The following is a 26,882-nucleotide window of genomic DNA, read 5'->3' on the forward strand; positions in this document are numbered from 1 at the left end:
CGGTGGCCTGATCTTTCGGCGGAATCCGCAGACTGGCGCTGCTGATGTCCCTCTGCACGGTTTCAGTCCCGGATGGTTCGCCGAACATCGGCCGCGCTGACGATGGTCTGCGCTGGGTTCTCTCGATCGTGGTCCGGCGCGTGGTTCCCCGCGATCTCGCGCAGCTGATGAACGGGACCTCGATCTTCAGCGCCTGAGGGTTGGTTGCCTCGGTCGCTGAGTGGGTCACAAGCCCGTCAGGGACCCGAATGACACGAGCGGCAGCCCCCGTGATCGAGGACTACCGCCCGGTTGCGCCGCCGGCCTGCGGCGACAAGCTGGAGCGGGCGACGGGAATCGAACCCGCGTAGCCAGTTTGGAAGATTTCGAGATGGCCGAGGATCACGGCGTTGACCTGCGGCTGGCGGGGTCTGGAGTGGCCCGTGTTGACCTTGGTTGACCGCCTCTAAGGGCACGTTGCGGGCACGCGCGATCCTCGTCGCGCAAGGGGCAGGCTCGTTGAGGCGCGAAGCCTCGGGGCGCAGCCGATCGGGCTCTGCATTAGTTGATCAACTCGTTACAGCGCGGTTGGTAATGCGCCGTTGGCGGCGAGCGACCCTCGAAGGAGATCACTCAAGGGAGGTTTACGCGTGACTGAGAAGGACCGGCATGTGGTGCCGAATCCCGACGGCGGTTGGGATGTCAAGAAGCCCGACGCTGATCGCTCAAGCGGCCACTATGAGACCCAACGGGATGCGACCAAGCGAGCGCGTGAGATTACCAGCAACACCGGCGGCGAGACGGTCATCCATCGAAAGGACGGCCGAATCCGGGACAAAGACACCTCTCCGCAGGGACACGACCCCAACCCGCCGAAAGACAAGCGATAGCAACGCTAACGGCGTGAAGAGCGTGGGCATGCAGGCGCACCAGTCACACCGCACCGTTCCCGCGATCCACAGCCGCCCATAGCCGGGACGGGCGCCGTCAACCCTGTAACCGATCATGCCGAACTGGCGACGTACGTTCCGTGACCGGGCGGACGCAACGTAACCACCCGCGGCGTGATCGGCGCGAAGCGGGGTTGACGGCGTCTGGCCCGGCTTTGACCATCCGGCGATCGCGGGAATGGTGTGCCCTCCGGAGGCGGCTGGCTTTTGGTGCTTCCTGCCTTTCTTGTGCCGTCCCTGCGCCGCGCGCGGCGGCCGACGGCGTCCTGCGCGGTCGAGCCAAGCGGAGCGGGACAGCTCGACCGCGCGCCAGTTCGGCCCGCGCGCCCGCCCGCCAGGGCGGCTTGAAGACGTAAAGAAAGTTCTCACTGGATCGTCGTATCACAGTCGCTTTGTGTGGTCGTGGTCGGAATGGTCGCCCTAATGCACCACTGACCTAATCTGCGTTGCATCAGCTGAGCGTGTCTGAGCGCAGCACGCATCGGCTTAATCGGTGAAATCCGTTTGAGACTTGTTGATATTCTCGCTGGATGTGCGCCATTGTTAGGTCTTGGGTTTGGAGGGATGCGGACGTGCAGTTTTCGGAGAAGTACGATATTCGTCGCCAGCAGGCTGACGACTGGCTGGATATCAGATTGTCATCCGACACAAATCTCGCGATCGACCCGTTTCTTATCTGGGAAAGTGGCGACGACTCCTTCTGGGGAAGTGCGCATGATCATTTGATTAATTTCTTTGATATGGTGTTCCAGTTGGTCAAGTCAGCTGGCGGCGATGAAGATCATCCAAACTGGAAGAAGGCGGCAGACTTATTGATATTCCCCGAGCCGGCCGAATTTTGCCTCGGTGTTGCTGAAGCCTCCCCTCTTGGATCTGGGTCGAATAAGGGTTTGCAGCAGGACATGTTGCAGGGAATTAAGGCTGCCTCTGACGTAGGTCTGAGCCAGATTGCACACATGGAGGCAATCGCTCTATTTCAAGGCGGCATCGGGATGGACCGAATTGGCGACACGGTCTGCAACGTCTTGAAGACCTACTTCATCGAATACACCAAGCAAGTTTGCGTGCGCCACAGTATTCCAACTCGACGCCAGTTGGTCAGGAATGCAACGTGGTCGAGTGAGTATGCCCAGTGGGTAAATCAGTATCACGACCTTCCTGTCAATAAAGTTACCTATATGCGCCAAGGTCGGTTTCGAGAGAAAGAGATACCGATCTTACTTACGCCGGACCGGTTTGTTCGCGATATCCCTTTTGTGAGCGCAAATGATCATTGGAATTGGTCTTGGGTAAACATGGCGTCAGAGTTGCGACGTGATTTCAATTTCGACATCGCACGACGGGTCGCGCGGAAAGATAAAGCGCGTATGGCTCGGCTGCATCCTGACTCGGTGGTACTTTATCTAAGGGAGCTTGAGGACTCGCCCAAGGAGCCCTACCCGGTTTCTGAGGACCCTAAGATGCTAGTCAATCAAAAAGACTATGGCATCCAAATGATGGATTTAATCAGCAAACCGTTCATTCCGGAAAGTCGGGATCAGTTCGAGAAATTTGTGAACTCTATCGCATATTGGTATCAGCATGGAATTGAGCATCAGGATTCATGGTATCTACTGTGGGATAAGGCACGAGGTCGAAACGAGAGGGCGGCGCAAGTTTTGTTTCGAAACGTAGCGGTAAACTATTGCAGGGCTGCAAACGTTGACCTCACGGGTGAAGCAAATGCTGGGCAAGGGCCTGTCGATTTCAAGTTTTCTGCGGGATGGGGATCTCGCGCGCTCATCGAGGTCAAACTTGTGCGCAGTTCCAAATTTTGGGACGGCATATTGGCGCAGCAACCGAGATATCAACTTGCAGAAGGCGTCGAGTATGGAGTTTTTCTGGCGATTGCTTATACAGATGAAGAGCTAGCCATTAAGGGGAAACTTGATCGAGCCGCCGAAATTTCCTCCAGGCGTCACGGTGTCAAAATCCACCCGATTCTTGTGGATGCCAGAAAGAAGGAGTCGGCTTCGAATTTGCGCGACCGCGATGCTGCTCGCGAACTGCATGGCGGTGATCGGAAAAACTTTAGAAAAAGCGATGATGCGGATTAATTGTCACTCTTTTGTTCGATTTTTTCTCATGAGGTCTAGAAATCTTGCGATATTAAAGCCGAGAACTTCGGTGATATGCTCTAGTTCGATAATATCCAGCCGTCGTTGCCCGGACTCGTACTTGCTCACGAACGACTGGGGCACCCCAAGTCGCTCGGCGACCTGCACTTGAGTCAACCCTGCCTCGTGCCTGAGTTCGCGCAGCAGCTCGCACACGCGCTGGTACTCGGCCGAGTAGATCGACTTCTCCACGGGATGAGCCGACCGCAGTACTTGCCAATATCCCAAGATGGGATACGCTGTGTGTCGCGTCCTGGTGCGGCAGGTCTTGATCCTGCGGGGAGCACGGCGCTGGGAACTCCCGTGGGAGGCGGGGCCGCTCCGTGGTTCGCGCTCGGCGTTTGGCCTGGTCGGTGGATACCGGCGTTGGGGTGAGCTGGGTGTGGCGGTTGGCGGCAGTTGGAAGTCCACTGCAACCACACCGGAGGTATGTGAAATGTCGATCCCGTTCGAGCCCGGGCCGGTCGGCTACGTGTACGAGCAGGTGGCCGCTCACCTGGAGCAGCGGATCAGGTCTGGCGAGCTGCCGCCCAACCGGCCGTTGCCGTCAGAGAAGGGGCTGTCGCACGAGTACGGGGTGTCGCTGGGGACGTCGCGGCACGCGGTGCGTCTGCTGAGCTTCCGCGGCCTGGTGAAGGTCATCCGCAGCAAGGGTGTCTACGTGATGCCGTTGCCCGGGTCAGGTGATGGCGAGCAGGTCACGCCCGAGACCGGCTGCACGTGTGAGCGGCAATTGCCGTGAGCTGGCGCTTCCGAGCCTGAGACCCCGATACGTCAAGACCCCGGCCGCTTGAACCTGAGGCGTGCCGGGGTCTTCGTATCTCGATGGATCGAGGCCGGCGGAGGTTCCGCTCGTTCGGCCGCCGTGAGGCGCGCGGATCTTCGGTACGGTCGGCCTGTGTCGTGGGTGAGCTGGGCGCATGATGTCGCGGCCGAGAAGCTGGCGGAGTCGCTCCCGCGCCGCTGGTCGCATGTCCAAGGGGTGGCCAAGCGGGCGCGTGAGCTCAAGGACACGCCGGGCGTCGATGCTGAGTTGGTCGAGGTGGCCGCGCTGCTGCATGACGTGGGCTACGCGCCCGATCTTGCCGTCGTGAGCTTCCATCCGGTCGACGGAGCGCGCTACCTGCAGTCGATCGACGCGCCGGGCCGGGTGGTGCACATGGTGGCGTACCACTCGGCGGCTCGGCAGGACGCCGAAGTGCTCGGCCTGGAACATCTGCTCGACGCCTACGAGGACGAGTTATCGCCGGAACGCGATGCGCTGTGGTGGGCCGACATGACGACCGGGCCGGATGGGCAGACGTTCACGTTCCAGGAGCGCATGGCCGAGGTGAAGGAGCGCTACGGCGCCGAGCACCCGGTCAGCCGGGCTATCGACCGCTCTTGGGATGACCGGCTGGCGGCCGTCGAGCGGACCGAGGCCCGGCGGGATCACTGAAAGAACGCGGTCTCCCGGCGTTCGAAGCCGTGCTGGATGCGCAGCCGGATCGAGGGGTGGATGTTCAGCTCCCCGATGCGCTCGCGTGGCACCCAGTGGACTTCCTTGCTCTCCGAGCTGGTGCGCAGCTCCCCGCCCGTCGGTCGGGCGCGGAAGCAGATCGAGAACTCCTGGCGTACTTCGCCGTCGTCGTAGGCGATGACGTGGCGCGGGTTCGAGTAGGCGCCGATCAGCTCGGTGACCTCGACCGTGATCCCCGTTTCCTCCCACACCTCCCGCACGAGCGCTTCGCTGAGCGTCTCGCCGAGTTCGAGGTTGCCGCCGGGGAGCGCGTAGAGATCGTTGTCGGTACGGCGGATCATCAGTAGCTCGCTGCGCTCGTTCACCGTGAAGGCGCTGACGGCTACGCCGATGCTGTTGGCCTTGGGGGCGTTGGGGTCGTTGAAGTAGTCAGTTCGCGTCAAGGTCGGCCTCTTCGAGCGTGGCGGGCTTCGCGGTCTTCCAGACCTCTTCGAAGCTGCGGGCGTAGGTGTCGAACAGGCTGCCCGAGGACAACCGGCGGAGGTGCATGGCCGGGGCGTGTGCGCCCTGGACGCCATACACGTGCGTGTTGATGATCATCTCGTTATCGAGCCGGAAAATCGAGTTGTACAAGGTTGTCCGGTGGAACCGGATTTCGGGACCGTCCACTTGGAACAGTGGACGGTAGAACGCCAGGGCGTTGCGGATGCGGGCGGCGAGCGTATGTCGGCCGAGTCGTTCTTCCTCGCTGCGCAAGGCCACCTCAGGGCTTGCGGGGTCGCCGAAGATCAGGCGGATGTTGCATCCGTTCTGGGATCGCTCCACCAGTGATCGCACGAAGTCCGGGCGCTCCACCAGAAAAAGTCCAGCGTGTACGAGGATGTCCATCCGTTCCTTGGCGTCGCCGAGGACTCGGTCCCACAGTTGGGTGGGAATCGCGTTGCGGTGCGGGAAGAACGTCACCAGCTCCGACTGGCTCACTGTCGTGGCGTCCTCGGCGCTGAGCGCGTCGGGCCACAGATAGGTTTCTGTCGTGTGCAGGCGCGCGGCGATGCGTCCTCGGTACTTGCGGTAGGGAACCCGGCCCCTCGTGATCCACCGCTCGACCGTCTTCGGGTCCACCTCCAGCTCGGCCGCCAACGTGTCGGCTGGAACGCCCGCCGCCGACAAAGCGTCGCGAAGTCGTTCATTCCCCATAGGGACGACTTTAGCCACGTGAAGACGTCCTGAGAAGTCCTTCTGTGTGGTGAAGTGGTCCCCGCCTTTCGAGAGATCTTGGCCCTACACACCGCTTCATACCGCGACCCACAGCGGGCGGTGGAACCAAGTAACTGCCTTGGAGGGCAACAGAGATGCGATTGATGATCGACACTACTCAGGTCACGTTCACGGTCGGGCGTGAGGCCCAGCCGAAGACGGACCAGAACGGTGTGCAGCGTGTCGAGCGCAGCACGAACATTCCCATGTGGTCTGTGCAGCTGGTTGCGATGGACAACGGCGGGGCTGAGGTGATCAGCGTGACTGTGGCGGCTCCCGCGCCGCCGAAGGTCTCGATTGGTTCGCCGGTCGTCCCGGTGGAGTTGCAGGCGATTCCGTGGGCGCAGAACGGCCGCAACGGAGTGGCGTTTCGTGCGAGCGACATCAAAGCTGTGACCGGCTCGAAGTCCTCGGCGGCTTCTTGAGCCACCCCAACGGAAGCACCGAGGAGCAACCTGTGCTCAACGACGACGTGCAATATCCGGTCAAACCCCTGGAAGAGAACAACGATCCGCGGTTCACTTTCGGGCTGCTGCTCGACGTAGCAGCCGTGCTTCAGGAGCAGGGCTATCCGAGAATCCGTACCGGCGCGGACCTCATCCGCCTCCGGCAGGCGCTCTGGTCCTTTTTGTACAGCACCAATTCTGTCTGATCACGAGTGACACGGGGCCGGTCCGGTTCTTGGCGGTTCCTGCCCGGCCCCGCGTCGCCCACCAACTCTGTCTTGGAGGACGAGAGTCATGGCGAAGTCTAACGGCCGGTCGCGTCGGATGCGACGGCTCGATGTGATGGAAATCTGGGAAGCGCCGAAGCGGGCTTGGCCCGTGGTGCTCATCTGCATGCTGATCCGCTGGCGGGCCGAGATGGTGCTCGGCGTCGGCTTCCTGCTGGGCATGGCCTGGGTGCAACACGAACTGAGCCAGGCGTGGGCCTGGGTGATCTTCGCGGCACTGGTCGTGGTCATCGCGGTCGTTCCGCAGACGCGGTGGTTCGTGTACTCGCGTGTCTGGTGCGTCCTCGACCGTCACCGCCTACGGACCTGCCTGCGGCAATCCCGGCCGCGCACCGCCAACCTGGACGGCGCTTTTCCGTTCATGCTCTGGGCCCGGCCCACCAAGACCGGCGAACGCGTCTGGCTGTGGGCTCGCGCAGGCTCCTCGTCCGGGGACCTGGAAGAGGTTCTCGAGTACATCGCTCCGGCCTGCTACGCCCGGGAAGCGCGGGTGCACACCGTGCGCAAGCTGTCCACCTTGTTTGCGGTCGACGTGGTCCGGCGTGACCCGCTCGACAAGTCGACACCGATCGACTCTCCGCTCGCGAAGGTCGCGTCCCTGTTCGGCCGGACTCCTGACGAGCCGGAAGAGCCGATCACCGGCGCCACCATCACACCGCTCGATGTGAAAAAGCCAGCCGAGACTCCGGCTCGCGTCGTCGGTGGCGAAGACCTGTCCGACTACATCGACTGAGGGGAAACGTCATGTCTCGTAAGGAAACGATCCCCGTTGCCGGACTGTCCATCTACGACCCGGTGCACCTCGGCATCTACGAGGACGGGCACGGCGTCGACATCGAACTGATCTGGCACAACATCCTGCTCGCCGGAGAGCCCGGCGCGGGCAAGTCCGTGGGGCTCAACAACATCGTGGCGCACGGGGCGCTGTGTCCTGATCTGTCGCTCTGGCTCTTCGACGGCAAGCAAGTCGAACTCGGCCTGTGGCGGGACATCGCCGACCTGTTCGTCGGCCCCGAAATCGACGGCGCACTGTCCGCTTTGGAGCGTCTCCAAGAGGAGATGAACCGCCGCTACCGCGAACTCGACCGCGTGCGGCGCCGCAAGATCGACCGGCGCGACCCCATCGACGTCATCATGGTCGTCATCGACGAGCTGGCCTTGTTCTCCGCCACGATGGGCACCAGGGACCAGCAAGACGCCTTCGTGCGCCTGCTGCGCGATCTCGTCGCCCGGGGCCGGGCCGCCGGGATCATCGTGGTTGCCGCGACTCAGCGGCCCTCCGCCGACATCATCCCGACGTCGCTGCGGGATCTGTTCGGCTACCGGATGGCCTACCGGTGCACCACCGATTCCTCGTCCGACATCATCCTCGGTCGTGGCTGGGCCAGCCAGGGCTATGACGCGTCCACCATCACCCCGGAAGAACGGGGCGTGGCGCTGCTCCTGGCCGAAGGCGGCTTTCCCCGCCGCATGAAGACCGCGTACCTCACCGACGCGCACATCTATTCCCTCGTGGATTACGCGCGACAGTTGCGCACCAAGAAAAACGCTGCCTGATTCCGCAATTCCCCCATTCGTTTCGCAGGAGAGGACTGTCCACAATGCTCACTGCAAGCCAGCCGATCGCGACCAGTCCCGACCAGGTCTGGGTGTTCGTGTCGGCCACAAGCGGCGCTGTCGACGTGGTTCGCCTGGCCCACGCTCCCGGCTCCCCGCGATTCCTCGGGCTGTCGATCGAGGCATTCGACCCCGCCTCCGTGCTGCCGACTTACAGCGCGACCGGCGAACTCGTCGAGGGCTATCGCTGGGCCACCGCCGCCGATATCGACGAATACGCCTACCTGTTCGCGCACAGGACTGAAAACCTTTGACCGTCTCGACCGTGACTTCGAGCCCCACAGCTATGGCCGTGGGGCTGGAAGCCGTTGCCGAGCCGCTGTCACGAGACGGTGTTCATCCACTGCTCCGCGAGGTAGCACAGCTTCCGCATCAGGTGAAATTCCACGTCGGGGATGAGCTGCATCGTCGGGCCCGATGCGAGCCACTTCTGCCAGCCGCCCTCCAGATACTGCGTCGCCTCGTCGCTTCCCAGCTCCGAATCCAAGTACAGCAAGGCGCCGAGTGCCCAGAACTGCTCAAGGTTCAGGTCGATCCGCGGAAGGTATTTGTCGAGATACTCGCCGAGGATCGTCGCGTCCTCCGACGTGCCGAAACGCGCCAGGGCGATGCAATAACCCTGACCCGCGCCTTCATCCTCGCTGGCGAGGAAGAGTTCCCTGACGCGGCCGCGATGTGCGGTGCGGCGGTCGAGAGCGATGAGCCATCCGGCGGTCAGCCGCGCACGCCAGTCATAGTCGAGCAATTCAGTCAGTTCGTGGTCGGTGATCGCGCGGGCGTCGACGGCAAGCGCGTGCCCGAACTCAGCGCGCTCCGCGTGGTTCATCCCGAGAACCCCGGCGTGGCCCAGCTTGAGGTAACGCGTGTCGGGCGTGACGTACCGGCTGACGATCGCGCCAAGCTCGGGCTCCTCAAGATGGTTGCGCACCACCACATCTTGCCGCGCCGCCTCGGGTTCGGTCACCCCGTTTCGGGGGTGGTTCCGTGACCACCACACAGCTTGTTCGAGAAGCCACAGCTCGTGCCGCACAGCATGGGTATTCGTGGTGGCTCTCGCACGTCATGCCCGCAGCGGCCTGCTCCCGCCCTGTACGCCTGCGGGTGGAAGCGACCTGGGACGACGGCACTACGGAGCGCGTCACCGACGACATGCCCGACGGGGTCCTCTACGTCGCCTGCAAAAACCGGCGGGCCTCGGTCTGCCCGGCCTGTGCGGAGACCTACCGGGCCGACACCTACCAGCTCGTGAAAGCCGGGCTCGTCGGCGGCAAGGGCGTCCCGACGACCGTCACGGATCACCCGTGCTTCTTCGTCACCCTCACCGCACCCGCGTTCGGGCCCGTCCACACGCGGGTTGCGGGGGCGAATGGGCAGGTCCGCCCGTGCCGGCCGCGCCGGTTCGCGCTGCTCTGTCCGCATGGCCGCTCGACTGAATGTCGTGTGCGGCACGCCGAGGACGACTCGTGTGTCGGTGAGCCGATCTGCCGGGACTGCTACGACTACGACACCCAGGCGGTGTGGAACTTCCACGCGGGGGAGTTGTGGCGGCGCACCACGATCACGCTGAACCGCTACATCAGGGCTGCGGCCAAGGACCGGGGCGTGAAGGTGCGCCTGTCGTTCGCGAAGGTGGCCGAGTACCAGCGGCGCGGAACCGTCCACTTCCACGCCCTGATCCGGTTCGATGGCCTCAACCCCGATGACCCGGATACCATTGTGGCGCCGGATGCCTCGATCACGCCGGAGCTGCTGAGCAGCCTCATCGACACCGCTGCGACCGTCACGCGCTTCACCACGGCGTCCCACCCCCGGCACCGCACCGGCTGGACCCTGGCCTGGGGCAAGCAAACCGACATCCGCCGCGTCCGCCTCGCTGCCGGTGACCATGACGACCACGGCGCCCTGACGACAGCCGCCGTGGCGGCGTACCTCGCCAAGTACGCCACGAAAGCCACCGAGGCAGCCGGGCACGTATCGAGGAAGCTGACCCAGCAGACCGCCAACATCTACGCCGACCAAGACACCCACCAAGCCCGGCAACTCACGGCCTGCTGGTCCCTCGGGCAACGTCCTTGGTACTACACCTCGACGACTCAGCGCGAAGCCTGGGACGAAGGCTGGGGCAAGCTCCAAAAGTGGGCTCACATGCTCGGCTTCGGCGGCCACTTCTCCACCAAGAGCCGCCGCTACTCCACCACCCTGACAGCCCTTCGCGCTGTCCGTAGGGCCTTCCGCCTCGGTGAGGCGGCTGATCACCCTGACCCGGGAATGCCGTCCGATGCCGACGCGCCGGGTGACGAATCCGCGGTAACCCTCAACTGGCTCTTCGACGGAGTCGGCTGGCTCACCATCGGCGATGCCGCCCTTGCCAATACCGCTGCTGCGAAAGCTCGTGAGCGCAGGTTGACCGCGCGCGAAGAAGTCGAGCACGCCATTGGCCATCTGGGAGGTGAGCGCACTGAAAACCTATGTGGGAGTTGAAGAAGCCGCCGAGTACTTGCACACGTCCGTCCGGTTTGTACGGCGTTTGATCTCCGAACGCCGCATCACTTTCTACCGGGTGGGCAGGCACGTCCGGCTGGCTGTCGAAGATCTCGATTCGTATGTGCAGTCCGGGAAAGTAGATCCGATCGTGCGCTCCCGGGCTCGCGGAGAGGTTGCATAAGTGGCGAACAAGAAGACACATCGCCGTTTCGGAGCGGTACGGCGGCTGGCCTCCGGGCAGTGGCAGGCTCGTTACCACGGTCCGGACGGCTTGAGGCACCCTGCGCCCAGAACCTTCGCAAGCAAGCGTGAAGCGGAGCAGTGGCTGTCGGTTGTCGAAGCGGAGATTCTCCGCGGTGAGTGGCAAAACCCGGAGCTGAGCAAGATTCCGTTCGGCGAGTTCGGTCGGGCTTGGCTTAAGGAAAGGAAAGTATCCCAACGTACGCGCGAAGAGCACGAAAGCGTGTGGCGTAACCATGTCGAGCCTTTTCTCGGAAACTACCGACTGGATTCGATCGGCCCGGCTGTGATCAGGAGGTGGCGATCCGAACTGCTGGAGAACGGGCGCTCCGAAGATCGTACGGCGAAGGCTTACCGGCTCGTCCGCTCGATGTTCTCGACGGCTGTCGATGACGAGCGGCTCAAGCGCAATCCCTGCCGGATCAAGGGAGCCGACCAGTATCGGACACCCGAGCGGCCGCACGCCTCGATTGCCGAGGTCTACCGGCTCGCCGACCTGGTGCCGCGTCGATACCGGTTCCTCGTGCTCCTCGCCGCGTTCTCCGGGCTGAGGTGGGGCGAGCTGGCCGCGCTGCGGGCGCGCGACATCGACCGGACGAAGATGTGCGTCCGGGTTTGGCGGAAGGTTGCTCAACTGAGGGACGGCGCCCTGGTAATGGGACCTACGAAGTCCGTGGCTGGCGTGCGCACGGTGGCGTTGCCGTCTTTCCTGGACGCCGACCTCGTGGAGCATCTTCCGGAGTTCGCAGAACCTGGCCGCGACGGTCTGCTCTTCACGGGAAAGCGCGGTGGTGTCCTGCGGCGAGGCAACTTCCATCGAGAGACGGATTGGGTGCGAACGGTGGTCAAGGCGGGCTTGCCCGAGGGCTTCCACTTTCACGACCTTCGGCACACCGGTAACCAGATGGCGGCCGAGGCCGGGGCGACCACTCGTGAGCTGATGCAGCGGATGGGCCAGAGCACGGTCCGGGCAGCGATGATCTACCAGCACGCGACCAGTGCTCGGGACCGGCAGATCGCGGACGAGTTGAACGCCCGAGTCGAGCTGTTGCGGGGAGCTGAGCGGAATGACGATGACGAACCGGACGACGGAGCTGCGGGCGTGCTGGCCTCGGTCAAATAAGGGCACGTTGCGGGCACAAACGCGACGAGCGGCGGCCCCCGTGATCGAGAACCACCGCTCATATTCTGCGTCTGACCTGCATGTTCGTGCTGGAGCGGGCGACGGGAATCGAACCCGCGTAGCCAGTTTGGAAGACTGGGGCTCTACCATTGAGCTACGCCCGCATGCGCCCGGTACCACCGTGCGCGAAGCCAGTTTAGCGGGTCACGCTAGAGTGATCACACCGCCCCGCCGGGGCGACCGGGATGTGGCGCAGCTTGGTAGCGCATCCGCTTTGGGAGCGGAGGGTCGCAGGTTCAAATCCTGTCATCCCGACCACAGGCTTGTGGCCTGCGAATATACCCCTTTTTCGGGTCGTCGGACACGGCGCGGGAGCTAGCGCACCGCTCAGTGACAATCCGCTTAGAGGGTTTTTCTATGCAACCCGCGCACTCTTCGCAGGCTCCGGAGCCGTTCCAGTCGTTGATCGACGAGTGGTCTCGGTCACTCTGGTCCGAGAACAAATCACCCGCGGCCCGGCGAGCCCGTCCGCACCGTCCGATGTGGAGGGCCCGGCGCCAGCCTGGGCGCGCCGCCTGAGGAGCCGCCGGTTCCTGCGCGGCCACGCCGCTGCGGTGCTGCTGGCCGGGGTGTCCGAACTCGTGGTGCAGGGGCGGCTCGGATACGCGACATCCACCTCATGCTGACCCCCGGGTTGGGCCGGCAGGGCCGAGGTCGTCCGCCTGTATCTCAACCTCGACCGCCGATTCGCCGATTCCCGCCGAGCGCTGGTGCATCAGGATGCGGGTGTGCGGAAGCGCGATCGGCCCTCAGCAGACCGGGAACCCGCGAGAGTCCCGTATTTCGAGAGACGACTATCAATGCCGCGCGGGGGGCGCGGCGCGACGAGGGGGAGTAGCGCAGTACACGGCTTTTTCGAATCCGGCACGGTCGCCAGTCCGTCTTTCAACGCGCCATCGTTCCTGGCCGAAAGTGCCGGCGAGGCGAGCCGCCGCAACCGTGCGGCTCCCCTCCACGCTGGCAGCGCCCCCCGGCCGGAGGGTGGGCCCGCGCCGTTCCCGCCGCAGGCGCCGGTGCCGAGGCGGGTGCCGGTGATCGGACCCGGTCCCGGCGGGCAGCTGCGCGTGGATGAAGGATCTGACGCCGGCCTGGCAAGGGCTGGGCGGCGGGATCGTGGAGACCCGGGCCGCCTCCAGCGGCTGCCAGTACTGGTTCGCCGACCACCGGACGTTCCTGCAGATCCGCATGTGGGAATCGTGGAACCGGATGGACGAGGTGCCGCGGTTCGTCTATCCGGTGACCCTCGCGGGGATTCCGGGCCGCGCCACCCCGCGACACGCCGAGCGGCACTGCGAAATTGCGCATCTTCCAGCTCGGGGTCTCCCGTGACGCCGCGGTGCCGGGTACGTCACCGCTGGGCTCCTCGTGCACTATCAATCGCAGGGCACGAAGGTCACCGTCCTGCTGACCAACACCAAGCTCGGCCGTGACAACCTGCGCGTCGAGCAGGATGCCTCGCGCTGCACGGAAAGTTTCGAATACGGCGACGGGCACGTGCTGCAACTGTCCGGCGGCCCGGACGACGGCACCCCCAACAACGTCTCGTGCCAGGCCACCCGCGTCGTGCTCGTGGACACAGTTCGGTGAGGCGGTCCAGGAAGTCCTGAAATACCGACACGACGACCCGCGCCGAATGTTCGGGGCGCGGCGTGGTGACCGCGCCCTCGCGTCGGGTGTTGCGGCTGGCGGAAAAGGTCAACCCCTGGCGGAAAGTTGCGCTCGACAGGTCCTCGCGCCGGGAAGTACGTTGAGGGAACAAAGGTCCGGCCAGCGCACGCGGAAATCCTTGCGTGCCAGGGTGTTCCGCTGAACCAGCGACCGGCCGTGCGGCTGGAGAAGGGCAACGACGCCGATGACCGAGCTACCCCACTCCGCCGGCATCCTCCCCGCGGGCCTCACGACAGCGGACTTCGCCCGAGCGCTCGCGGATTTCGCGGCGGCGATCGGCGAGGAGCATACCCACACTGACGCCGAAACTCTTGCCGAGTACGGCGACCCCTACCGCCCGGCGGGCACGGGCACCCGCGCCTCGGCGGTTCTGCTGCCCGGCTCGGTGGCGGAGGTGCAAGCCGTCGTCCGCCTCGCGAACCGGTATCGGATTCCACTGTGGACGGTTTCCCAGGGCAGGAACTTCGGCTACGGCGGCGGTTCGCCCCGTGTCCCGGGCTCGGTCATCGTCAGCCTGCGACGGATGGACCGGGTGCTGGAGGTCAACGAGGACCTCGCCTACGCGGTGGTCGAGCCCGGGGTGTCGTTCGAGAAACTGTACGAAACCCTGCGCGCCGGCAACCACCGGCTGACCGTCTCGGTGCCCGACATCGGCTGGGGCAGCATCATCGGCAACACCCTGGACCACGGCTACGGGTTCACCTGGTACGGCGACCACGCGGAACGAGCCTGCGGCATGGAGGTCGTGCTCCCCGACGGGGACCTCCTGCGCACGGGCATGGGCGCGCTCACCGGCGGCCACGCGTGGCACGTGCACCGGCGCGGTTTCGGCCCGGCGGCGGAGTCGCTGTTCATGCAGTCCAACTTCGGCATCGTGACGAGGATGGGCGTCTGGCTCATGCCGACTCCCGAGTGCTACGCGCCGTGCTTCCTCAAGGTGCCGGCGGACTCGGATCTGGAACGACTCGTCGGCATCGTCCGCGGGCTGCTGCTCGACCGGACCATCCAGAACATCCCGCTCCTCGCCGACGGTCTCATGCTGGCGTCGGCCGTGGCACGGCGCGACCGGTGGTGGCCGGGGCCCGGGCCGGTACCCGACGACGTGATCACCCGCATCCTGGACGAGCTCGGGCTCGGCCGGTGGAACGTGCGGTTCGCGCTCTACGGCTCCGAGCACATCGTGGACGCCCAGCTCTCCACGATCCGCGAGGCCGTTTCGGGCATCCCCGGCGCCGAGCTGATCGCCGCCGAACATTCCGGCGACGCCGCACCGGCGGACATCCCGGTGCCCGACCACGTACAGGCGGGCATCCCCAACCGGGAAATGCTCGGCGCGCTGAACTGGCGCGGCGGCAGGGCGGGCAACCTCAACTTCTCCCCGGTGGCACCGCTGTCCGGTACGCACATCCGGCGGCTGATCGACCTGCTGCGCCCGGTCATGCACGACGCCGGGTTCGACTGCCTGAGCGCCGTGATGCTGACCCCGCGAAGCGGTATCGCGATCTTCGGGCTGGTCTACGACTCCGACGACCACGACCAGGTCGAGCGGGCCTTCGCCGCTTGCCGCGAGATGGTGGAAACGGCGGGCAGGCACGGGTACGGCGAGTACCGGTCGCATCTGGACGTCATGGATCACGTGTCCGGCCGGTTCGACTTCAACGACCACGCCCAGCGCCGCTTCAACCAGAAGATCAAGGACGCGCTCGACCCCCACGGCATCCTGTCGCCCGGCAAGCAGGGCATCTGGCCCGGTCGCACCCCGTAAGGAGTTCACCCCATGACGATCACACCCACCTCGGCGGAACTCGTCGCCCGCGTGCGCGAGCTGCACCCGCTGCTCGCCGCGAACGCGGCGCAGGGCGAAGCCGAGCGGCGGGTCGCCGACGAGAGCATCAAGGCGCTCGACGAGGCCGGCGTCTTCCGGCTCGCCCAGCCGGAGCGGTACGGCGGCTTCCAGACGCCCATGCGCACGCTGCTCGACGTCTCGTCCGCCGTCGGTGAAGCGGACGGCGGAACGGCTTGGGTGGTCAGTATCTGCAACGTCTCCGCGTGGATGGCCGGGTTGTTCCCGCAGCGGGCACAGGACGAGGTGTGGGCAGACGATCCGCGGGCGAAGGTCACCGGTGTGCTGGCCCCCACGGCCGAAGCGACCAAAGTGGACGGTGGCTACCGGGTCACGGGCAAGTGGTTCTTCAACTCGGGGTCGTGGCATTCCGACTGGGCACTGCTCGGCTTCCCGGTCACCGACGACGCCGGACAGGTCGTCGACCAAGGGCTGGCGCTCATGCCCAAAAGCGACTACACGGTGGAGGAAACCTGGTTCGTGGCCGGCATGAAGTCCACCGGGTCGAACTGCGTCGTCGTCACCGACCGGTTCGTGCCCGCGCACCGCGTGCTTTCCGTGCCCGCGGCGGTCAAGGGGGAGTTCGGCACCGAGCACACCGGCGAAGCGCTCTACCGGTCCGCGTTCGCTCCTTTCCTGACCCTTGTGGTGGCGGGTCCACACCTGGGGATGGGGCGCAAGGTCCTGGAGATCGTTCGCGAAAAGGCCGCCACGAAGGCGGTTTCCCACACCAGCTACAGCACGCAGGCATCCTCCGTGGGATTCCAGCTCAAGCTGGCCGAGGCCGCGATGTCACTCGACACCGCGCACCTGCACGCGTACCGGGCCGCGGACGACATCGACTCGGCGGCCGCCAGGGGCGAGCGGCTGGATTTTCTCACCAGGGCCCGGATTCGTGCCGACATCGGGTGGGTTGTCGAGCACGTGACGAAGGCCGTGGACATCCTGTTGTATTCGCATGGCGCGGGTAGTTTCGCTGAAGCCAATGTGCTGCAACGCTTTTGGCGTGACTCGGCGGTCGGTGCGCGGCATGCGGGGAGCAGTCCGGTCGTGGGGTACGAGGTGTACGGCAAGGCGTTGCTGGGTGTGGACGAGCTGATCACTCCGCTGATCTGAGGGCGGGTGCCAGGACGATGTCGAAGCGCACCCGGGACCAGGGACGGTCTCCGAGCGCGCGTCCGTCCGGTGTGGACGTTCCCGGCCGCTGGCGGGTGAACTCCTTGATCAGGGACGGGCGCACGCCGAACACCGCGTCACTGTCCAGGAGTTCGTCGCCGCGGACGAAGATGTGCGTGACGAGCGTGCGCATTCCCGGTGCGGTGACCAGGAAATGCAGGTGCGACGCCCGCATCGGCGAGCGGCCCGTGGCCGTCAGTAGCCGTCCGACGGGGCCGTCATGCGGGATGGGGTACGGAACGGGCGTCAGGCCCCAGAACCGGTAGGCGCCCTCGGCGTCGGCGAACAGGTGCCCGCGGCCCGCCACTCGTTCGTCGGAGTACTGGACGTCGTAGAACCCGTCCTCGTCCGCTTCCCACACCTCGATCCGCGCGCCGGGCACCGGGGCACCGCCGACATCGCGCACCACGCCTTCCACCCAGCACGGCTCGCCACTGGCGCCACCGGCGAGGTCGCCGCCCAGCTCGATCCGGGGCGAGTCCTCGACGAAGAACGGGCCGAACACGGTCGCCTCGGTGGCGTCGCCGTGGGCCTCGTTGTTGACGGTGATGGTCTGCATCGAGGCGCCGAGCACGTCGGAGAGCAGGATGAACTCCTGCCGCTTGTCGTCGGTGATGTGGCCGGCCGCGGTCAGGAACCCGATGGCGGCGTTCCACTCCGCCTCGGTCAGCCGGACCTCGCGGATGAACGCGTGCAGATGCGTGGTCAGCGACCGCAGCACCGTCTTCAGCCGCTCGTCGGAAGTGCGCTCGAAACTGGCCAGCACGGTGGCGGTCAGGTCCTCTTCGCGCCGCCCTTGTTCCCCGGGGACGTCGCCGGACCACGCGGCCCCCAGGAGCGCTCGTAGCTCCTCACGGGTGACCGGGCGCGGGTTCGTCGGCGGGACGACGGGCAGGACGAGGTCGGCGGCTTCGTCGAGGTTTTCCTGTGCCAGGCCCAAATCGCGAAGCGCGGTCGGCGCGCCGATGCGCGCGTACAACGCGGTGAGGGCGGTGACAGCGTCGGTGCCGCCCAGTGCCGTGGCGATGCGCTCCGCCGCGGCGGGAGCGGCTGCGGCGTTGAGATCGAGCACGTGCGGCAGGACGACAGCGTGGGTTCCCGCGTGCGGCAGGTTGTAGGCGCCGCCCAGCACGTGGCAGATCTTGTGGTGCAGGCCCGAGCCCGCGGAGGAGAACGCGACCGCCGCCAGATAAGCGCCGTAGAGCAGGCTTTCCCGGGCCTCGACGTCGCCCGGATCGTCCACAATGGAGGGAAGTCCGGCCGCGAGCGTGCGGAGCCCCTCGGTGGCGAATGCGGCGTTGATCGGGTCCGCTCGCGGTGCCCACAGTGAATCCACGCAGTGCGCCAGTGCGTTGAGCCCGGACGCGACGGACAGCCCGACCGGCAGCGACATGGTCAGCTCGGCGTCGTAGACCACCGTGACCGGCAGGACCCGGTCGTCGGTACCGGTCGTCTTGCGGGCGTTTTCGGTGAGCCCCCAGACGTTGGTGGCCTCCGAACCGGCGTAGGTGGTGGGCACGGAGACGATCGGCAGCCCCGAGCTGAGCGCGACCGCCTTGGCCAGTCCGGTGGTGGACCCGCCGCCGATGCTGACGAGCAGGTCCGCGCCGCTCTCGGCGGCCACCTGGCGTGCTTTGGCCGCCGTGTCCGCCGGTACGTGCCGCACGACGTCGTCGAAGGTGACGGCGACCTCGACGGACGCGGCCACCCGCTCGGCGAGCTCACGCTCCGCGGGCGCGGCGACGACCATGACGGTGCTCGCGCCGAGACGGCCGACCTCGGCGGCGACGAATTCGGCGGCCTTCCCGGTGCCGAACAGCACGCGCTGGCCCAGGGTCTGGTGTTCGAACCGCATGAGAACTTCAGCCTTTCCGGCTCAGGATCGCCGACAATGCCCGCGACAGCACGGTTTCCGGATCTTCCGGGAGCCGGTGCGCGCGCCAGCCGATGTGCTTGTCCGGGCGCACCAGCAGCGCGCCGTCCTCCTCGACCTCCCGGAGCCCGGCCCAGTCGAAGTACAGGTCGGTGTTCTCCCGGCCCGGGCCGATCACCACCGTCTCGAGCGGAACGCCGAGCGTGGCGCCCACCTTCGCGGCGGCCTCGGCCCAGCGTTCGCCGGTGATCCCGGTGAGCAGGGTGAACTGCCCGTAGGGCGCGAGATCGTGCGTCGAGACCTTGCGGTTGCTGTTGCCGACCCAGGCGTGGGGCAGCCGCGCGCCCGGCGTGGTGGAGGGCTGGTAGTACAGCTCGGGATCCCGCTCCGGTTCCGGTCGTGGCACGCCGTCGCCCGCCACCGCGGTGGAGGTGTAGTGCTGGCCCAGTTCGACGCCGTGCGCGTTGAACTCGTAGTTCTTGAGGTCCATCGCCTGCCGGACCGCCGCCCGTTTGGCGGCCCCTTCCGGCGTGTTCGCCTTGCGCTCCTCCATCCTGGCGATCATCTCGGCCTCGGTTTCGGTGCCGGCGATGCCGAGCGCGTCGAACAACGCGGAGAACTCGCGCGCGGATTTGTTGGCCCGCTTGACGATCTGCTCGGCGACCGGTGCCCGCTCCGCCGAATAGGTCTCCAGCAGCCCGGCGCCGGCCTGGCCGCGCAGGACCGCCGCGAGCTTCCAGGCGAGGTTGTAGGAGTCCTGGATGGAGGTGTTGGAACCGAGCCCGTTGCTCGGCGGATGCTTGTGGACGGCGTCGCCGGCGCAGAACACCCGGCCGCTGTGCAGATGGGTCGCGTACTGCTCGTTGTTGCCCCACAAGGAAGTTCCGGTGATCGTCACGTCCAGGTCCGGGACGCCGACGAGGTTGCGCACGATCCGCGTCGCCGCCTCGGTGCCGACCACCGGCGGCTCCCGGGTGATGTCGTAGCCCCACACGATGAGCCACTCGTGCCAGGGGCGGACCATCCGCACGAGGCCCGCGCCGATACCGCCGATGTTCGAACCCGGCTGGATCACCCAGTACAGGACCGAGGGCCGGTGCCCGACGAGCTCGCCGAGGTCGGCCTTGAAGGTGATGTTCATCGACCCGGCGATGTCCATCTCGCCTTCCAACGGCAGCGCGAGCCCGGCCGCCACTCGCGACCGTGCTCCGTCGGCGCCGATCAGGTACTTCGCGCGGATCCGGTACTCGCGGCCGGTCAGCCGGTCGAGCACGGTGGCGGTCACGCCGTCGGCGTCCTGGACGTGCGAGAGGTATTCAGTGGAGAACCGGGTCTGCGCGCCGCGTACGGTCGCGTTGCGCACCAGGATCGGTTCGAGGTAGGTCTGCGGGATGTCGCAGTTCAGCGAGGGCGAGGCCAGTTCGTAGTCGGCGTGCCGCGCGGGATGCGTGCCCCACGTGCGGATGCGGCCGATCTCGTCACCCGCGATCGCCGTGCAGAAGACGGTGTCGCCCATGAGTTCGTGCGGGGTCGCTTCGCGCAGCACCTGGTCCTCGATACCGAGGTCACGGAAGATCTCCATGGTGCGCTGGTTGGTGATGTGCGCCCGCGGGGTGTCGGCCGTCCACCGGTACTTGGTGACCATGATCGTCTCCACCCCGAGGGCGGCGAGGAACAGGGCGGCCGACGCCCCGGCCGGACCCGAGCCGACCACGAGCACCTCTGTCTCCACCGTCTCGGTGGCCGGACCGTCGTCGAAGATCGGCATCGTTTCCCTCCGCGTGGCTGCGCCGCCGGGTTTCCCAGCGCAGGGCAACGGTCACACGCCGGAGGGGCGGGGAGCGGCCGATGGCGGATTTCGACACCAAGATGGCGGTAAAGTGCACCGTCCTTCGAGAGTCCTAAGAGGACTTCGCCGTCACGGTGGCGAGCAGGCCGGCCATGTGCTGGGTGTCCATGTATTCCCGCACTGTCCTGATCCGGCCGTCGACGACCTCGTACACGGTGGCGTACCGGTTTTCGTACGGGGTGCCGTCGAGGAAGGTGCCGCTGCCTTGGGCCTCCACGAGCGCCCACGGGCCTTCGGCGATCAGGTGCGTGATCTCCAGCCTCGGGCTGTTTTCGTCGAAGAGACTCATCACGCCGGGCAGCGTGCGCAGCGCGGTTTCCCGGTCCATCGTGCCCGAGCCGGGGAAGTCGTAGCCCAGGATGGTGTAGCCGACGTCGGGCGCGAGCAGTTCGCCCGCCCGGTCCCAATCCTTGCGGTTGACCGCGTCCACGTACGCGCGGACGACCTCCTTCACGTCAGTGGCCATCCCGGTCCCTTTCGTCGATCTTCACGAGCTTGCGGCCGGCGTTCTCGCCGGTGAACAACTGCGCGAACGCGGCAGGCAGGCGCTCGAACCCGGTCTCGATGTCCTCGTGGCAGCGGAGCAGCCCCGCGCCCGCCCATTCCGACAGCTCCGCGAGCGCACGGGGGAACGACTCCGCGAAGTCGTGGACGAACAGTCCGCGCAGCGTGAGCCGGTGCGTGATGAACCGGTTCGTGTTGCGGAGCCCCGGCAGCTGCTCCGGCGGCACGCCGTAGTCGGCGATCTGGCCGCAGGCCACGATCCGGCCGAAGGGGCGCATCAGCGGCAGGATGTCGCTGACCATCCGGGTGCCCACGTTGTCGAACAGGACGTCGACGCCTTCCGGGGCCGCCAAGCGGATCGCCGCCGCGAGGTTCTTCTCCGTGCGGTAGTTGACCGCCGCCGCGAAACCGAACTCTTCCCGCAGGCGACGGCATTTCTCGTCGGTGCCCGCCGTCCCGAGCACGCGGCAGCCGCGGAGCGCGGCGATCTGCCCGGCGATCGACCCCACCGTGCCGGCCGCCGAGGTGACGAGGACGGTTTCGCCCTTCTGCGCCGCGCCGAGTTCGAGCAGGCCGAAGTATGCGCTGAGGCCCGGAATACCCAGTACGCCGAGGCCCGTCGACGGGGGCAACTCAGGCGGCAGCTTCCGCGCCGCGGCTCCGTCGAGCACGCCGTACTCCTGCCATTTGAGCATCCCCGTCACCCAGTCGCCCGGCGCGAAGCCGGGATGCCGTGACCGCTCGACGATGCCAGCGTCGAAGTAGCCGACGAGCTCACCGAGCGGGATGGGTTCGAACTCGTCGTCGACTTCGTCGCCGGTATGCGCGTCGGCGAGCGCCGGGCGAAGACCCGGATCCACGCCAAGGTAGACGTTCCTGACCAGGATCTGCCCGTCGGCCGGGGTGGGCACCGGCCCGGATTCGAGCCGGAAGTTCTCCGGCCGGGGCAGCCCGTCCGGCCTGCTCGCGAGCACGAAACGCCGATTCTCCATGGATCAGCCCACCTTCCCGGCGAGCCAGTCGAGGATCACCCGCAGCACCTCGCGGTTGTTCTTCTCGAACATCATCCCGTGCCCGTTGCCCCGCACGCCGTGCTCGGCGGGCCGGATCCGGTCGGCGGCGCAGCCGGCCTGGCGCAGGAACGCCAGCAGATGGCCGTCGAAATGGATGAACGGGGAGGTCTCGGCGGTGACCACCGCGATCGGCAGGCGGGCGAGGTTCACCAGCTTGCGGGCCGGTTCCTCCTGCAGGACAAGCGGAATCGGCCCGCTGTCATCCGTGACCAGCCGCAGCTCGCCCGGTTCGGCGGCGGGCGGATCGAAGGTCAGGGGAGCCGCCGCGAGGCCCCAGTCCAGCGAGAGCCCCGGCCGTTCGAGGAACGGCGGCCCGAGTGTCTCGATGGCCACCAGCGCCCGCACGAGTCCGGGCCTCGCATCCGCCGCGAGGTAACCGGCCGGGCCACCGGCGGAATGGCAGAAGACGATCGCCGGGCCGATCCGGTCGAGCAGTTCCGCCAGCCGGGCCTGTTCCAGCGCGTGCATGGCGGCCGGGTCCGCGAGCATCGGGCCCAGTCCGGCGGTCAGCTGCCGGACGATCTCGTCGTCGGGCGTCCGCCCGCCCGGCCATTGCGTGTGCTCGTTCGCGGCCGCCGCCGGGGCGAAGATGTCCAGGAACCCTTCGGCGGTCATCATCGGGCCCATCGCGCCCATGACGTCCGGGTGGTGCGGGGAGCGGCCGTGCCCGGGCCGGTCGACCACATAGACCGGGAAACCCTCGTCCACCAGCATGCTCGCCCAGCCCGGCCGGCCGTCCGGGGTACCGAGGTAGTCGAGCCCCTGTCCACCGCCACCGTGCACCAGCACGACGGGGCAGGGCTGGGTCACCTCACGCGGGGTTTCCCATTCCACGTACATCTGTCCACACGGCATGGACCCGGCCCCGGCACGCGCCTCGGTGCCGATCCAGAAGAAACCACGCGCCATTGCCAGCTCCTCGTCAGGTTGTCCGGGGAAGATCTCATCGTCCTCAGTGGACTGATTCGTGCGCTCAGTCCCGGCCGAGCAGCGAGGGGGTCGCCAGCGGTTCGCTGACCTTCAGTTGTTCCCGTTGCACGGCCACGTCGGAAGCGGCGGCGCGCAGGCCGGTGAGGGCCTGCTCGAGCTGCGCGGGATCGGCGCAGTGGAAGACGAGCTGCTTGAATCCGATGGCGCGCGGGGAAGCCTGGTCGAGGAACGCCGCGCGGCGCTCGTCGGCGTAGAGGTCGAGTACGTCGTCCTCGGCCTGCCCGAGCGCGACCGCGGCGAGTGCTTCGGACAGGACGTAGGAGTCGAACAGGCCGGAGGTGAGGCCCAGCCCGCCACTGGGGTTGGTCACGTGGGCGGCGTCGCCCGCGAGGACCACCCGCCCGGCGCGGAACGTGGTCGCCGCGCGCTGGTGCATCTTGTAGGGCGAATAGTGCACCAGCTCGTATTTCCGGTCACCGGGAAGGGTTTCCGCGAAGTACGCGTCGATCCGCTGCCGGAGGTCCTCCAGCGGCAGCGAGGAGTCCTCCGAAAACGTGCAGCGCCACAGGCCGTCGTGGTCGATCCGCGCGATGATCGCGCCGTACTCCGGGTCCAGCACCATGTTCGCGTCCGCGAAACCGTGCGCGCCGTAGTCGAACCGGACGTTCGTCGCGACGAACCGCTCCGGCCAGGTCATACCTTCGAAGTCCAGGCCGAGCAGCCGCCGGACGGCGCTGCCGGCGCCGTCGGCCCCGACCACCCAGCCGGCGCGCAGTTCCGTGGATTCGCCGCCGCTCGCCACGGTGAGCGTGACCCCTTCGGAGTCCTGCGCCAGGCCGGTCACGGTGGTGTCGAACCGGACTTCGGTGCCGGGAAGGCGGCGCAGGTGCTCCAGCGCGATCGCGGCCAGTTTGTCCTGTCCCAGATGGAGGTTGTACGGATACGGTTCGTGCCCGGCGAGCACGTCGACGTTCATCGAGATGCGCTCGCCGGTGCGGTAGGCGAGGAAGTCCAGGCTGCCGGCCTTGACCCCGGTCCGCAGCGCGTCGCCGAGCAGGCCGAGCCGGTCGAGGCCGCCGATGACCCCGCTGTGGTACACCATCGCCCGCGGCGAGGAGACGATGGCCGACTCGCGCTCGAGCACGGTGACCGCCACGCCGGCCCTGGCGAGCCCGAGCGCGGTGATCAGGCCGACCGGCCCGGCGCCGGCGACGACGACTCTGGTGGTGTTCATGAGCATTCCTCGGCTCGGGAGTTTTTCCGGATGGTGCCCGGCTGTCGCGTCCGGCCAGGACGGCCGGGGGCTTGTTCGCTGTCCGACCGTATGTGCGCTGAATGTACATCGTGTCCGGTCGGCGAGTCCAGGGGCCGGACGGCCTGTTTTCCGGGCACCGCCCCGAAAACCCCCGGAGGTCAGCCGCCTGCGCCGGCGAGTGCCGCCAGTGCGGCCAGGTCGTTCTGTTCCTCCAGTCCGAGCACGGCGTGTTCGAGCGCCGCGGCCCGGTCGCTCCCGAGCGCCAGTTCGGCGTTGGCGCGGTACTTGCCGATCACGTCTTCGTCGGACAAGGGGTTCTCGGAACCGCCGCGCTGGTAACGCAGCTCCGCCTCATGCACCTTCCCGTCCACTGTGGACACGCTGACACCGCCGCCGAACGCGTCCGGTGCCGGCGCGTACTGCCGCAGCTCGTACCCGATCTTCGGGGTGAGCGCCAGCACAAGCTCGTCCTTGATCGCCTCCGCGGTGAAACTCGTGACGTCCAGCTTTCCGTGCACCAGGCGGTAAGCGAGGCAGTAGGGCAGGCTGAACTTCGCGTCGTACGGCGTGCGCGGCCGGACCTTGTCCTCCGCCGGAGCGCAGACGAGCGAAACCCCGGTGGCATCCGTGTACGCGGTGATACCGGCGACTTCCTCCGGCCGCACCGGGTTCGCGGCGAGGACCTGGGCGAGCGCGTCCACCGGCGCGTGCGTGTAGTGGCACGCCGGGTATGGCTTGTACGCGATCTCCGGCGTGACCCAGTGCTCGCCCAATGTCGCCACCTGGCCGCCGATGTCCGTTTCGTCGCCGTGCAGGTAGGCGGCCAGGAAACCGCGGGCACCGTCGAGCACGGTCGCGGGCCCGGTCGCCCCGTACGCCGCCAGCCTGGCGGCGGCGATGCCGGCCTGCGCGGCCCAGCCCGGGTGCAGGCGTTTCGTTTCCGCTCCGTCGGCGAGGAATTCCAGCAGTCCCGACGCCATGCTCCCGGCGATGCCGAGTGCGTGCGCGGTGGCCGCGCTGTCCAGCCCCCGGAGCCACGCGGCCGCGGCGGTGGCACCGAAGACCCCGCACACGCCGGTGGGGTGGAAGCCGCGCGCGTGGAACAGGCCGCTGCCGGCGTTGCCGATCCGGATCGAGGTTTCGTTGCCCGCGATGATCGCCACCAGCAGGTCCGCTCCCCGCGCGCCGTGCGCCTGCGCCGCGGCGAGCGCCGCGGGCACCACGCCGGCGCTGACGTGGACGACCGAGTTCGGGTGCGTGTCGTCGAAGTCCAGCGCGTGGCACAAAGTGCCGTTGACGAACGCGGCGTCGGTGGCGGGGAGCCCGTCGGCGACGCCGATCGCCGTGGCCGGGCCCGACGTCCCGGCTTCCCGCACCGATTGCGCCGCATACCCGGCTTCGCCGAGCGCCTGTGCGGCGAGGCCGCCCCCGAGCGCGTCCAGTGCGTGGAGTTTTCCCGCCCGGAGAACGGGTTCCGGAATCCGCCCGGCCTTCAACTGTGCGATGAAGTCCCCGAGCCGCTGCGCCGCGGTCGTCACGGTTGTCCTCCTCATGTCCGGTGAAAGAACATCTGTTCGTTGAACGTAACTCCGTTCCGGTGCCGGGTCCAGGACGGCGACGAGCCGGCGCAGCATCCACGCAGGTCGCCTGGCTGAAAAAGTTTGACGTTTACCGGACGGGCGCGTGAGCGGCGCCGGTTCAGCGGCTCTCGCCGGACTCCGCGCGCTGCAGCCGGTCGATCTCCTCGTACAGGGGCCGCAGCCGGCCGAGGTGCTCGCGCATGAGGGTTTCGGCGCGCTCGCCGTCGCCATCGCCGATCGCCTCGGCGAGTACGAGGTGGCAGGCGTCGATCTCGGCCCACAGCTCGTGGTCGTGTGCCCGCGACCGTTCCAGCCTCGTCCGCAGCACGTCGCTGACCGGCTGCAGCATCATCGCGAGCATGGCGTTGCCGGTCGCCATGAGCACCGTGGTGTGGAAGTCGATGTGCGGGGCGAAACCGCTGGGGTCACGGGCATCCCGGGGCGCTTTCGCCGCGGCGAGCACGGCTTCGATCGTCTCGGGGTCCGCCCGCTCGGCGGCGAGCCTGGCCGCGGCGGGTTCCAGCAGGAGACGTGCTTCGAGCAGATCGGCGACCGACAGTCGCGGTGTCATGACCAGCAACCCGAGCGCGCCACCCAGGTCTTCGATGAGCTGGGCCGGATCCGGTTCGGCCACGAAGGAACCGCCCTGCACGCCGCGGGCGGTTTCGAGCAGATGCTGACTGGCGAGCACGCGCAGGGCCTCGCGCACGGTCCCCCTGCTGACCCCGAACAGCTGGGCCAGCTCCGGCTCCGGCGGCAGCCGCTCACCCGCCGGGAGCACCCCGGCCACGATCTGCGCCCGCAGCTCGTCGGCGACCTGCCGGTACGCCGGGCGCAGCCGCTGGACCCGCAGCCCGGCCGTAGATCCGGCGCCCCGGCCCGAGTCGCCCGGACGGCCGGCGGACTCGTGGGAACCGTTCGCGCTCATGCCGCCACTTCCGTCGCTCGTCGGCAGGCTCACTGCCCGGCCGACCCGACGGTACCGCAGCTCCCGCGCCGCGAGCCCGGATAACCCCGGACAAGTTCGCAAGAATCCGCCAAAGCATTGACCTGTAAACGTCTGATTTTTACAC

The 26,882-nt window shown here is 67.0% G+C and carries 29 protein-coding genes, 2 tRNA genes and 1 pseudogene; 18 read left to right on the forward strand and 14 right to left on the reverse strand.

The window, feature by feature from the left end; all coding sequences use genetic code 11:
* Positions 1-44: 44 nt before the first annotated feature.
* The 3 genes from FPZ12_RS45590 (at position 45) to FPZ12_RS15755 (ending at position 3,025) form a co-directional block, all read left to right on the forward strand.
* Positions 45-197, forward strand: a complete 153-nt coding sequence (locus FPZ12_RS45590; protein WP_166462758.1) for a hypothetical protein — start codon at positions 45-47, stop codon at positions 195-197.
* 432 nt (positions 198-629) lie between these two features.
* Complete coding sequence (locus FPZ12_RS15750) at positions 630-869, forward strand: DUF2188 domain-containing protein (protein ID WP_144750308.1); 240 nt, start codon at positions 630-632, stop codon at positions 867-869.
* Between the two features lie 632 nt (positions 870-1,501).
* Positions 1,502-3,025, forward strand: a complete 1,524-nt coding sequence (locus FPZ12_RS15755; protein WP_144750306.1) for a hypothetical protein — start codon at positions 1,502-1,504, stop codon at positions 3,023-3,025.
* 3 nt (positions 3,026-3,028) lie between these two features.
* Here FPZ12_RS15755 and FPZ12_RS15760 read toward each other — a convergent pair whose 3' ends face one another.
* Complete coding sequence (locus FPZ12_RS15760) at positions 3,029-3,277, reverse strand: helix-turn-helix domain-containing protein (RefSeq protein ID WP_144750304.1); 249 nt, start codon at positions 3,275-3,277, stop codon at positions 3,029-3,031.
* 244 nt (positions 3,278-3,521) lie between these two features.
* On the opposite strand from FPZ12_RS15760, the gene FPZ12_RS15765 reads away from it, so the two are divergent.
* A complete protein-coding gene (locus FPZ12_RS15765) occupies positions 3,522-3,827 on the forward strand; it encodes a winged helix-turn-helix domain-containing protein (protein WP_208025860.1) in 306 nt (101 codons plus the stop codon).
* A 156-nt stretch (positions 3,828-3,983) separates the two neighbouring features.
* Complete coding sequence (locus FPZ12_RS15770) at positions 3,984-4,523, forward strand: HD domain-containing protein (protein ID WP_144750302.1); 540 nt, start codon at positions 3,984-3,986, stop codon at positions 4,521-4,523.
* On the opposite strand, the gene FPZ12_RS15775 is transcribed toward FPZ12_RS15770, so the two are convergent.
* Together FPZ12_RS15775 and FPZ12_RS15780 are read right to left on the reverse strand one after the other, a co-directional pair.
* Positions 4,517-4,987 (reverse strand): NUDIX hydrolase, encoded by a 471-nt coding sequence (locus FPZ12_RS15775; protein ID WP_144750300.1) that lies wholly within the window; start codon positions 4,985-4,987, stop codon positions 4,517-4,519. The genes FPZ12_RS15770 and FPZ12_RS15775 overlap by 7 nt on opposite strands.
* Positions 4,974-5,741 (reverse strand): DUF5919 domain-containing protein, encoded by a 768-nt coding sequence (locus tag FPZ12_RS15780; protein ID WP_144750341.1) that lies wholly within the window; start codon positions 5,739-5,741, stop codon positions 4,974-4,976. The genes FPZ12_RS15775 and FPZ12_RS15780 overlap by 14 nt, the downstream gene beginning before the upstream one ends.
* 164 nt (positions 5,742-5,905) lie before the next feature.
* Here FPZ12_RS15780 and FPZ12_RS15785 point away from each other — a divergent pair, with 164 nt between their 5' ends.
* The 5 genes from FPZ12_RS15785 to FPZ12_RS15805 all read left to right on the forward strand — a co-directional run bounded on the left by FPZ12_RS15785 (position 5,906) and on the right by FPZ12_RS15805 (position 8,405).
* Positions 5,906-6,226, forward strand: a complete 321-nt coding sequence (locus FPZ12_RS15785; protein ID WP_243769865.1) for a hypothetical protein — start codon at positions 5,906-5,908, stop codon at positions 6,224-6,226.
* A gap of 32 nt (positions 6,227-6,258) precedes the next feature.
* Positions 6,259-6,453 carry a hypothetical protein gene (locus FPZ12_RS15790; protein ID WP_208025865.1) on the forward strand — a complete coding sequence of 65 codons (195 nt, stop codon included), beginning with the start codon at positions 6,259-6,261 and terminating at the stop codon, positions 6,451-6,453.
* A gap of 88 nt (positions 6,454-6,541) precedes the next feature.
* Positions 6,542-7,267, forward strand: coding sequence for a hypothetical protein (locus FPZ12_RS15795; protein ID WP_243769866.1), 726 nt, complete (start codon positions 6,542-6,544; stop codon positions 7,265-7,267).
* 11 nt (positions 7,268-7,278) lie between these two features.
* Positions 7,279-8,091 (forward strand): FtsK/SpoIIIE domain-containing protein, encoded by an 813-nt coding sequence (locus tag FPZ12_RS15800; protein ID WP_144750296.1) that lies wholly within the window; start codon positions 7,279-7,281, stop codon positions 8,089-8,091.
* A gap of 44 nt (positions 8,092-8,135) precedes the next feature.
* The gene (locus tag FPZ12_RS15805) at positions 8,136-8,405 is read left to right on the forward strand and encodes a hypothetical protein (protein ID WP_243769867.1); all 270 of its coding nucleotides are present in this window, start codon (positions 8,136-8,138) and stop codon (positions 8,403-8,405) included.
* Positions 8,406-8,473: 68 nt separating this feature from the next.
* Here the strand turns inward: FPZ12_RS15805 and FPZ12_RS15810 are convergent, their stop codons facing one another.
* The gene (locus FPZ12_RS15810; protein ID WP_144750294.1) at positions 8,474-9,115 is read right to left on the reverse strand and encodes a DUF6000 family protein; all 642 of its coding nucleotides are present in this window, start codon (positions 9,113-9,115) and stop codon (positions 8,474-8,476) included.
* 20 nt (positions 9,116-9,135) lie between these two features.
* Here FPZ12_RS15810 and FPZ12_RS15815 point away from each other — a divergent pair, with 20 nt between their 5' ends.
* From FPZ12_RS15815 to FPZ12_RS15825, 3 genes are read left to right on the forward strand one after another with little or no spacing between them, the layout of a single operon-like run.
* Positions 9,136-10,632 carry a replication initiator gene (locus FPZ12_RS15815; RefSeq protein WP_144750292.1) on the forward strand — a complete coding sequence of 499 codons (1,497 nt, stop codon included), beginning with the start codon at positions 9,136-9,138 and terminating at the stop codon, positions 10,630-10,632.
* Positions 10,622-10,816 carry an excisionase family DNA-binding protein gene (locus FPZ12_RS15820; RefSeq protein ID WP_341771223.1) on the forward strand — a complete coding sequence of 65 codons (195 nt, stop codon included), beginning with the start codon at positions 10,622-10,624 and terminating at the stop codon, positions 10,814-10,816. The genes FPZ12_RS15815 and FPZ12_RS15820 overlap by 11 nt, the downstream gene beginning before the upstream one ends.
* Complete coding sequence (locus tag FPZ12_RS15825; RefSeq protein ID WP_144750290.1) at positions 10,817-11,998, forward strand: tyrosine-type recombinase/integrase; 1,182 nt, start codon at positions 10,817-10,819, stop codon at positions 11,996-11,998. It begins immediately after the preceding gene.
* A 90-nt stretch (positions 11,999-12,088) separates the two neighbouring features.
* Here FPZ12_RS15825 and FPZ12_RS15830 read toward each other — a convergent pair.
* Positions 12,089-12,162 (reverse strand) — tRNA-Gly (locus FPZ12_RS15830).
* A 77-nt stretch (positions 12,163-12,239) separates the two neighbouring features.
* Between FPZ12_RS15830 and FPZ12_RS15835 the strand changes: the two genes are divergently transcribed.
* A tRNA-Pro gene (locus tag FPZ12_RS15835) sits at positions 12,240-12,316 on the forward strand.
* Positions 12,317-12,708: 392 nt separating this feature from the next.
* Here the strand turns inward: FPZ12_RS15835 and FPZ12_RS46410 are convergent.
* Positions 12,709-12,798: pseudogene (locus FPZ12_RS46410) on the reverse strand (ATP-dependent Clp protease proteolytic subunit); the annotation flags it as partial.
* A gap of 328 nt (positions 12,799-13,126) precedes the next feature.
* Here FPZ12_RS46410 and FPZ12_RS15845 point away from each other — a divergent pair.
* The 4 genes from FPZ12_RS15845 (at position 13,127) to FPZ12_RS15860 (ending at position 16,685) form a co-directional block, all read left to right on the forward strand.
* The gene (locus FPZ12_RS15845; RefSeq protein ID WP_144750288.1) at positions 13,127-13,387 is read left to right on the forward strand and encodes a hypothetical protein; all 261 of its coding nucleotides are present in this window, start codon (positions 13,127-13,129) and stop codon (positions 13,385-13,387) included.
* Between the two features lie 36 nt (positions 13,388-13,423).
* A complete protein-coding gene (locus FPZ12_RS15850) occupies positions 13,424-13,645 on the forward strand; it encodes a hypothetical protein (protein ID WP_144750286.1) in 222 nt (73 codons plus the stop codon).
* 265 nt (positions 13,646-13,910) lie between these two features.
* Complete coding sequence (locus FPZ12_RS15855; RefSeq protein WP_144750284.1) at positions 13,911-15,491, forward strand: FAD-binding oxidoreductase; 1,581 nt, start codon at positions 13,911-13,913, stop codon at positions 15,489-15,491.
* 12 nt (positions 15,492-15,503) lie between these two features.
* Positions 15,504-16,685: an acyl-CoA dehydrogenase family protein gene (locus FPZ12_RS15860; protein ID WP_144750282.1), complete on the forward strand. Its 1,182-nt coding sequence runs from the start codon at positions 15,504-15,506 to the stop codon at positions 16,683-16,685.
* Here FPZ12_RS15860 and FPZ12_RS46415 read toward each other — a convergent pair.
* The 8 genes from FPZ12_RS46415 to FPZ12_RS15900 all read right to left on the reverse strand — a co-directional run bounded on the left by FPZ12_RS46415 (position 16,669) and on the right by FPZ12_RS15900 (position 26,737).
* Positions 16,669-18,600, reverse strand: a complete 1,932-nt coding sequence (locus FPZ12_RS46415; protein ID WP_243769868.1) for an iron-containing alcohol dehydrogenase — start codon at positions 18,598-18,600, stop codon at positions 16,669-16,671. The genes FPZ12_RS15860 and FPZ12_RS46415 overlap by 17 nt on opposite strands.
* A gap of 7 nt (positions 18,601-18,607) precedes the next feature.
* The gene (locus FPZ12_RS15870; protein ID WP_144750280.1) at positions 18,608-20,386 is read right to left on the reverse strand and encodes an FAD-dependent oxidoreductase; all 1,779 of its coding nucleotides are present in this window, start codon (positions 20,384-20,386) and stop codon (positions 18,608-18,610) included.
* A gap of 133 nt (positions 20,387-20,519) precedes the next feature.
* Positions 20,520-20,933: a nuclear transport factor 2 family protein gene (locus FPZ12_RS15875; protein ID WP_144750278.1), complete on the reverse strand. Its 414-nt coding sequence runs from the start codon at positions 20,931-20,933 to the stop codon at positions 20,520-20,522.
* Positions 20,923-21,963 carry an NADP-dependent oxidoreductase gene (locus tag FPZ12_RS15880; RefSeq protein WP_144750276.1) on the reverse strand — a complete coding sequence of 347 codons (1,041 nt, stop codon included), beginning with the start codon at positions 21,961-21,963 and terminating at the stop codon, positions 20,923-20,925. Before FPZ12_RS15880 ends, FPZ12_RS15875 begins: the two co-directional genes overlap by 11 nt.
* 3 nt (positions 21,964-21,966) lie before the next feature.
* The gene (locus FPZ12_RS15885; RefSeq protein ID WP_144750274.1) at positions 21,967-22,953 is read right to left on the reverse strand and encodes an alpha/beta fold hydrolase; all 987 of its coding nucleotides are present in this window, start codon (positions 22,951-22,953) and stop codon (positions 21,967-21,969) included.
* A 64-nt stretch (positions 22,954-23,017) separates the two neighbouring features.
* Positions 23,018-24,208, reverse strand: a complete 1,191-nt coding sequence (locus FPZ12_RS15890) for an FAD-dependent oxidoreductase (protein WP_208025861.1) — start codon at positions 24,206-24,208, stop codon at positions 23,018-23,020.
* Between the two features lie 179 nt (positions 24,209-24,387).
* Positions 24,388-25,767 carry an MmgE/PrpD family protein gene (locus FPZ12_RS15895; protein ID WP_166462759.1) on the reverse strand — a complete coding sequence of 460 codons (1,380 nt, stop codon included), beginning with the start codon at positions 25,765-25,767 and terminating at the stop codon, positions 24,388-24,390.
* Between the two features lie 160 nt (positions 25,768-25,927).
* Positions 25,928-26,737 (reverse strand): FadR/GntR family transcriptional regulator, encoded by an 810-nt coding sequence (locus tag FPZ12_RS15900; RefSeq protein WP_144750269.1) that lies wholly within the window; start codon positions 26,735-26,737, stop codon positions 25,928-25,930.
* Positions 26,738-26,882 lie beyond the last annotated feature (145 nt).

It is taken from the genome of Amycolatopsis acidicola, assembly GCF_007713735.2.
Classification (GTDB): domain Bacteria; phylum Actinomycetota; class Actinomycetes; order Mycobacteriales; family Pseudonocardiaceae; genus Amycolatopsis_E; species Amycolatopsis_E acidicola.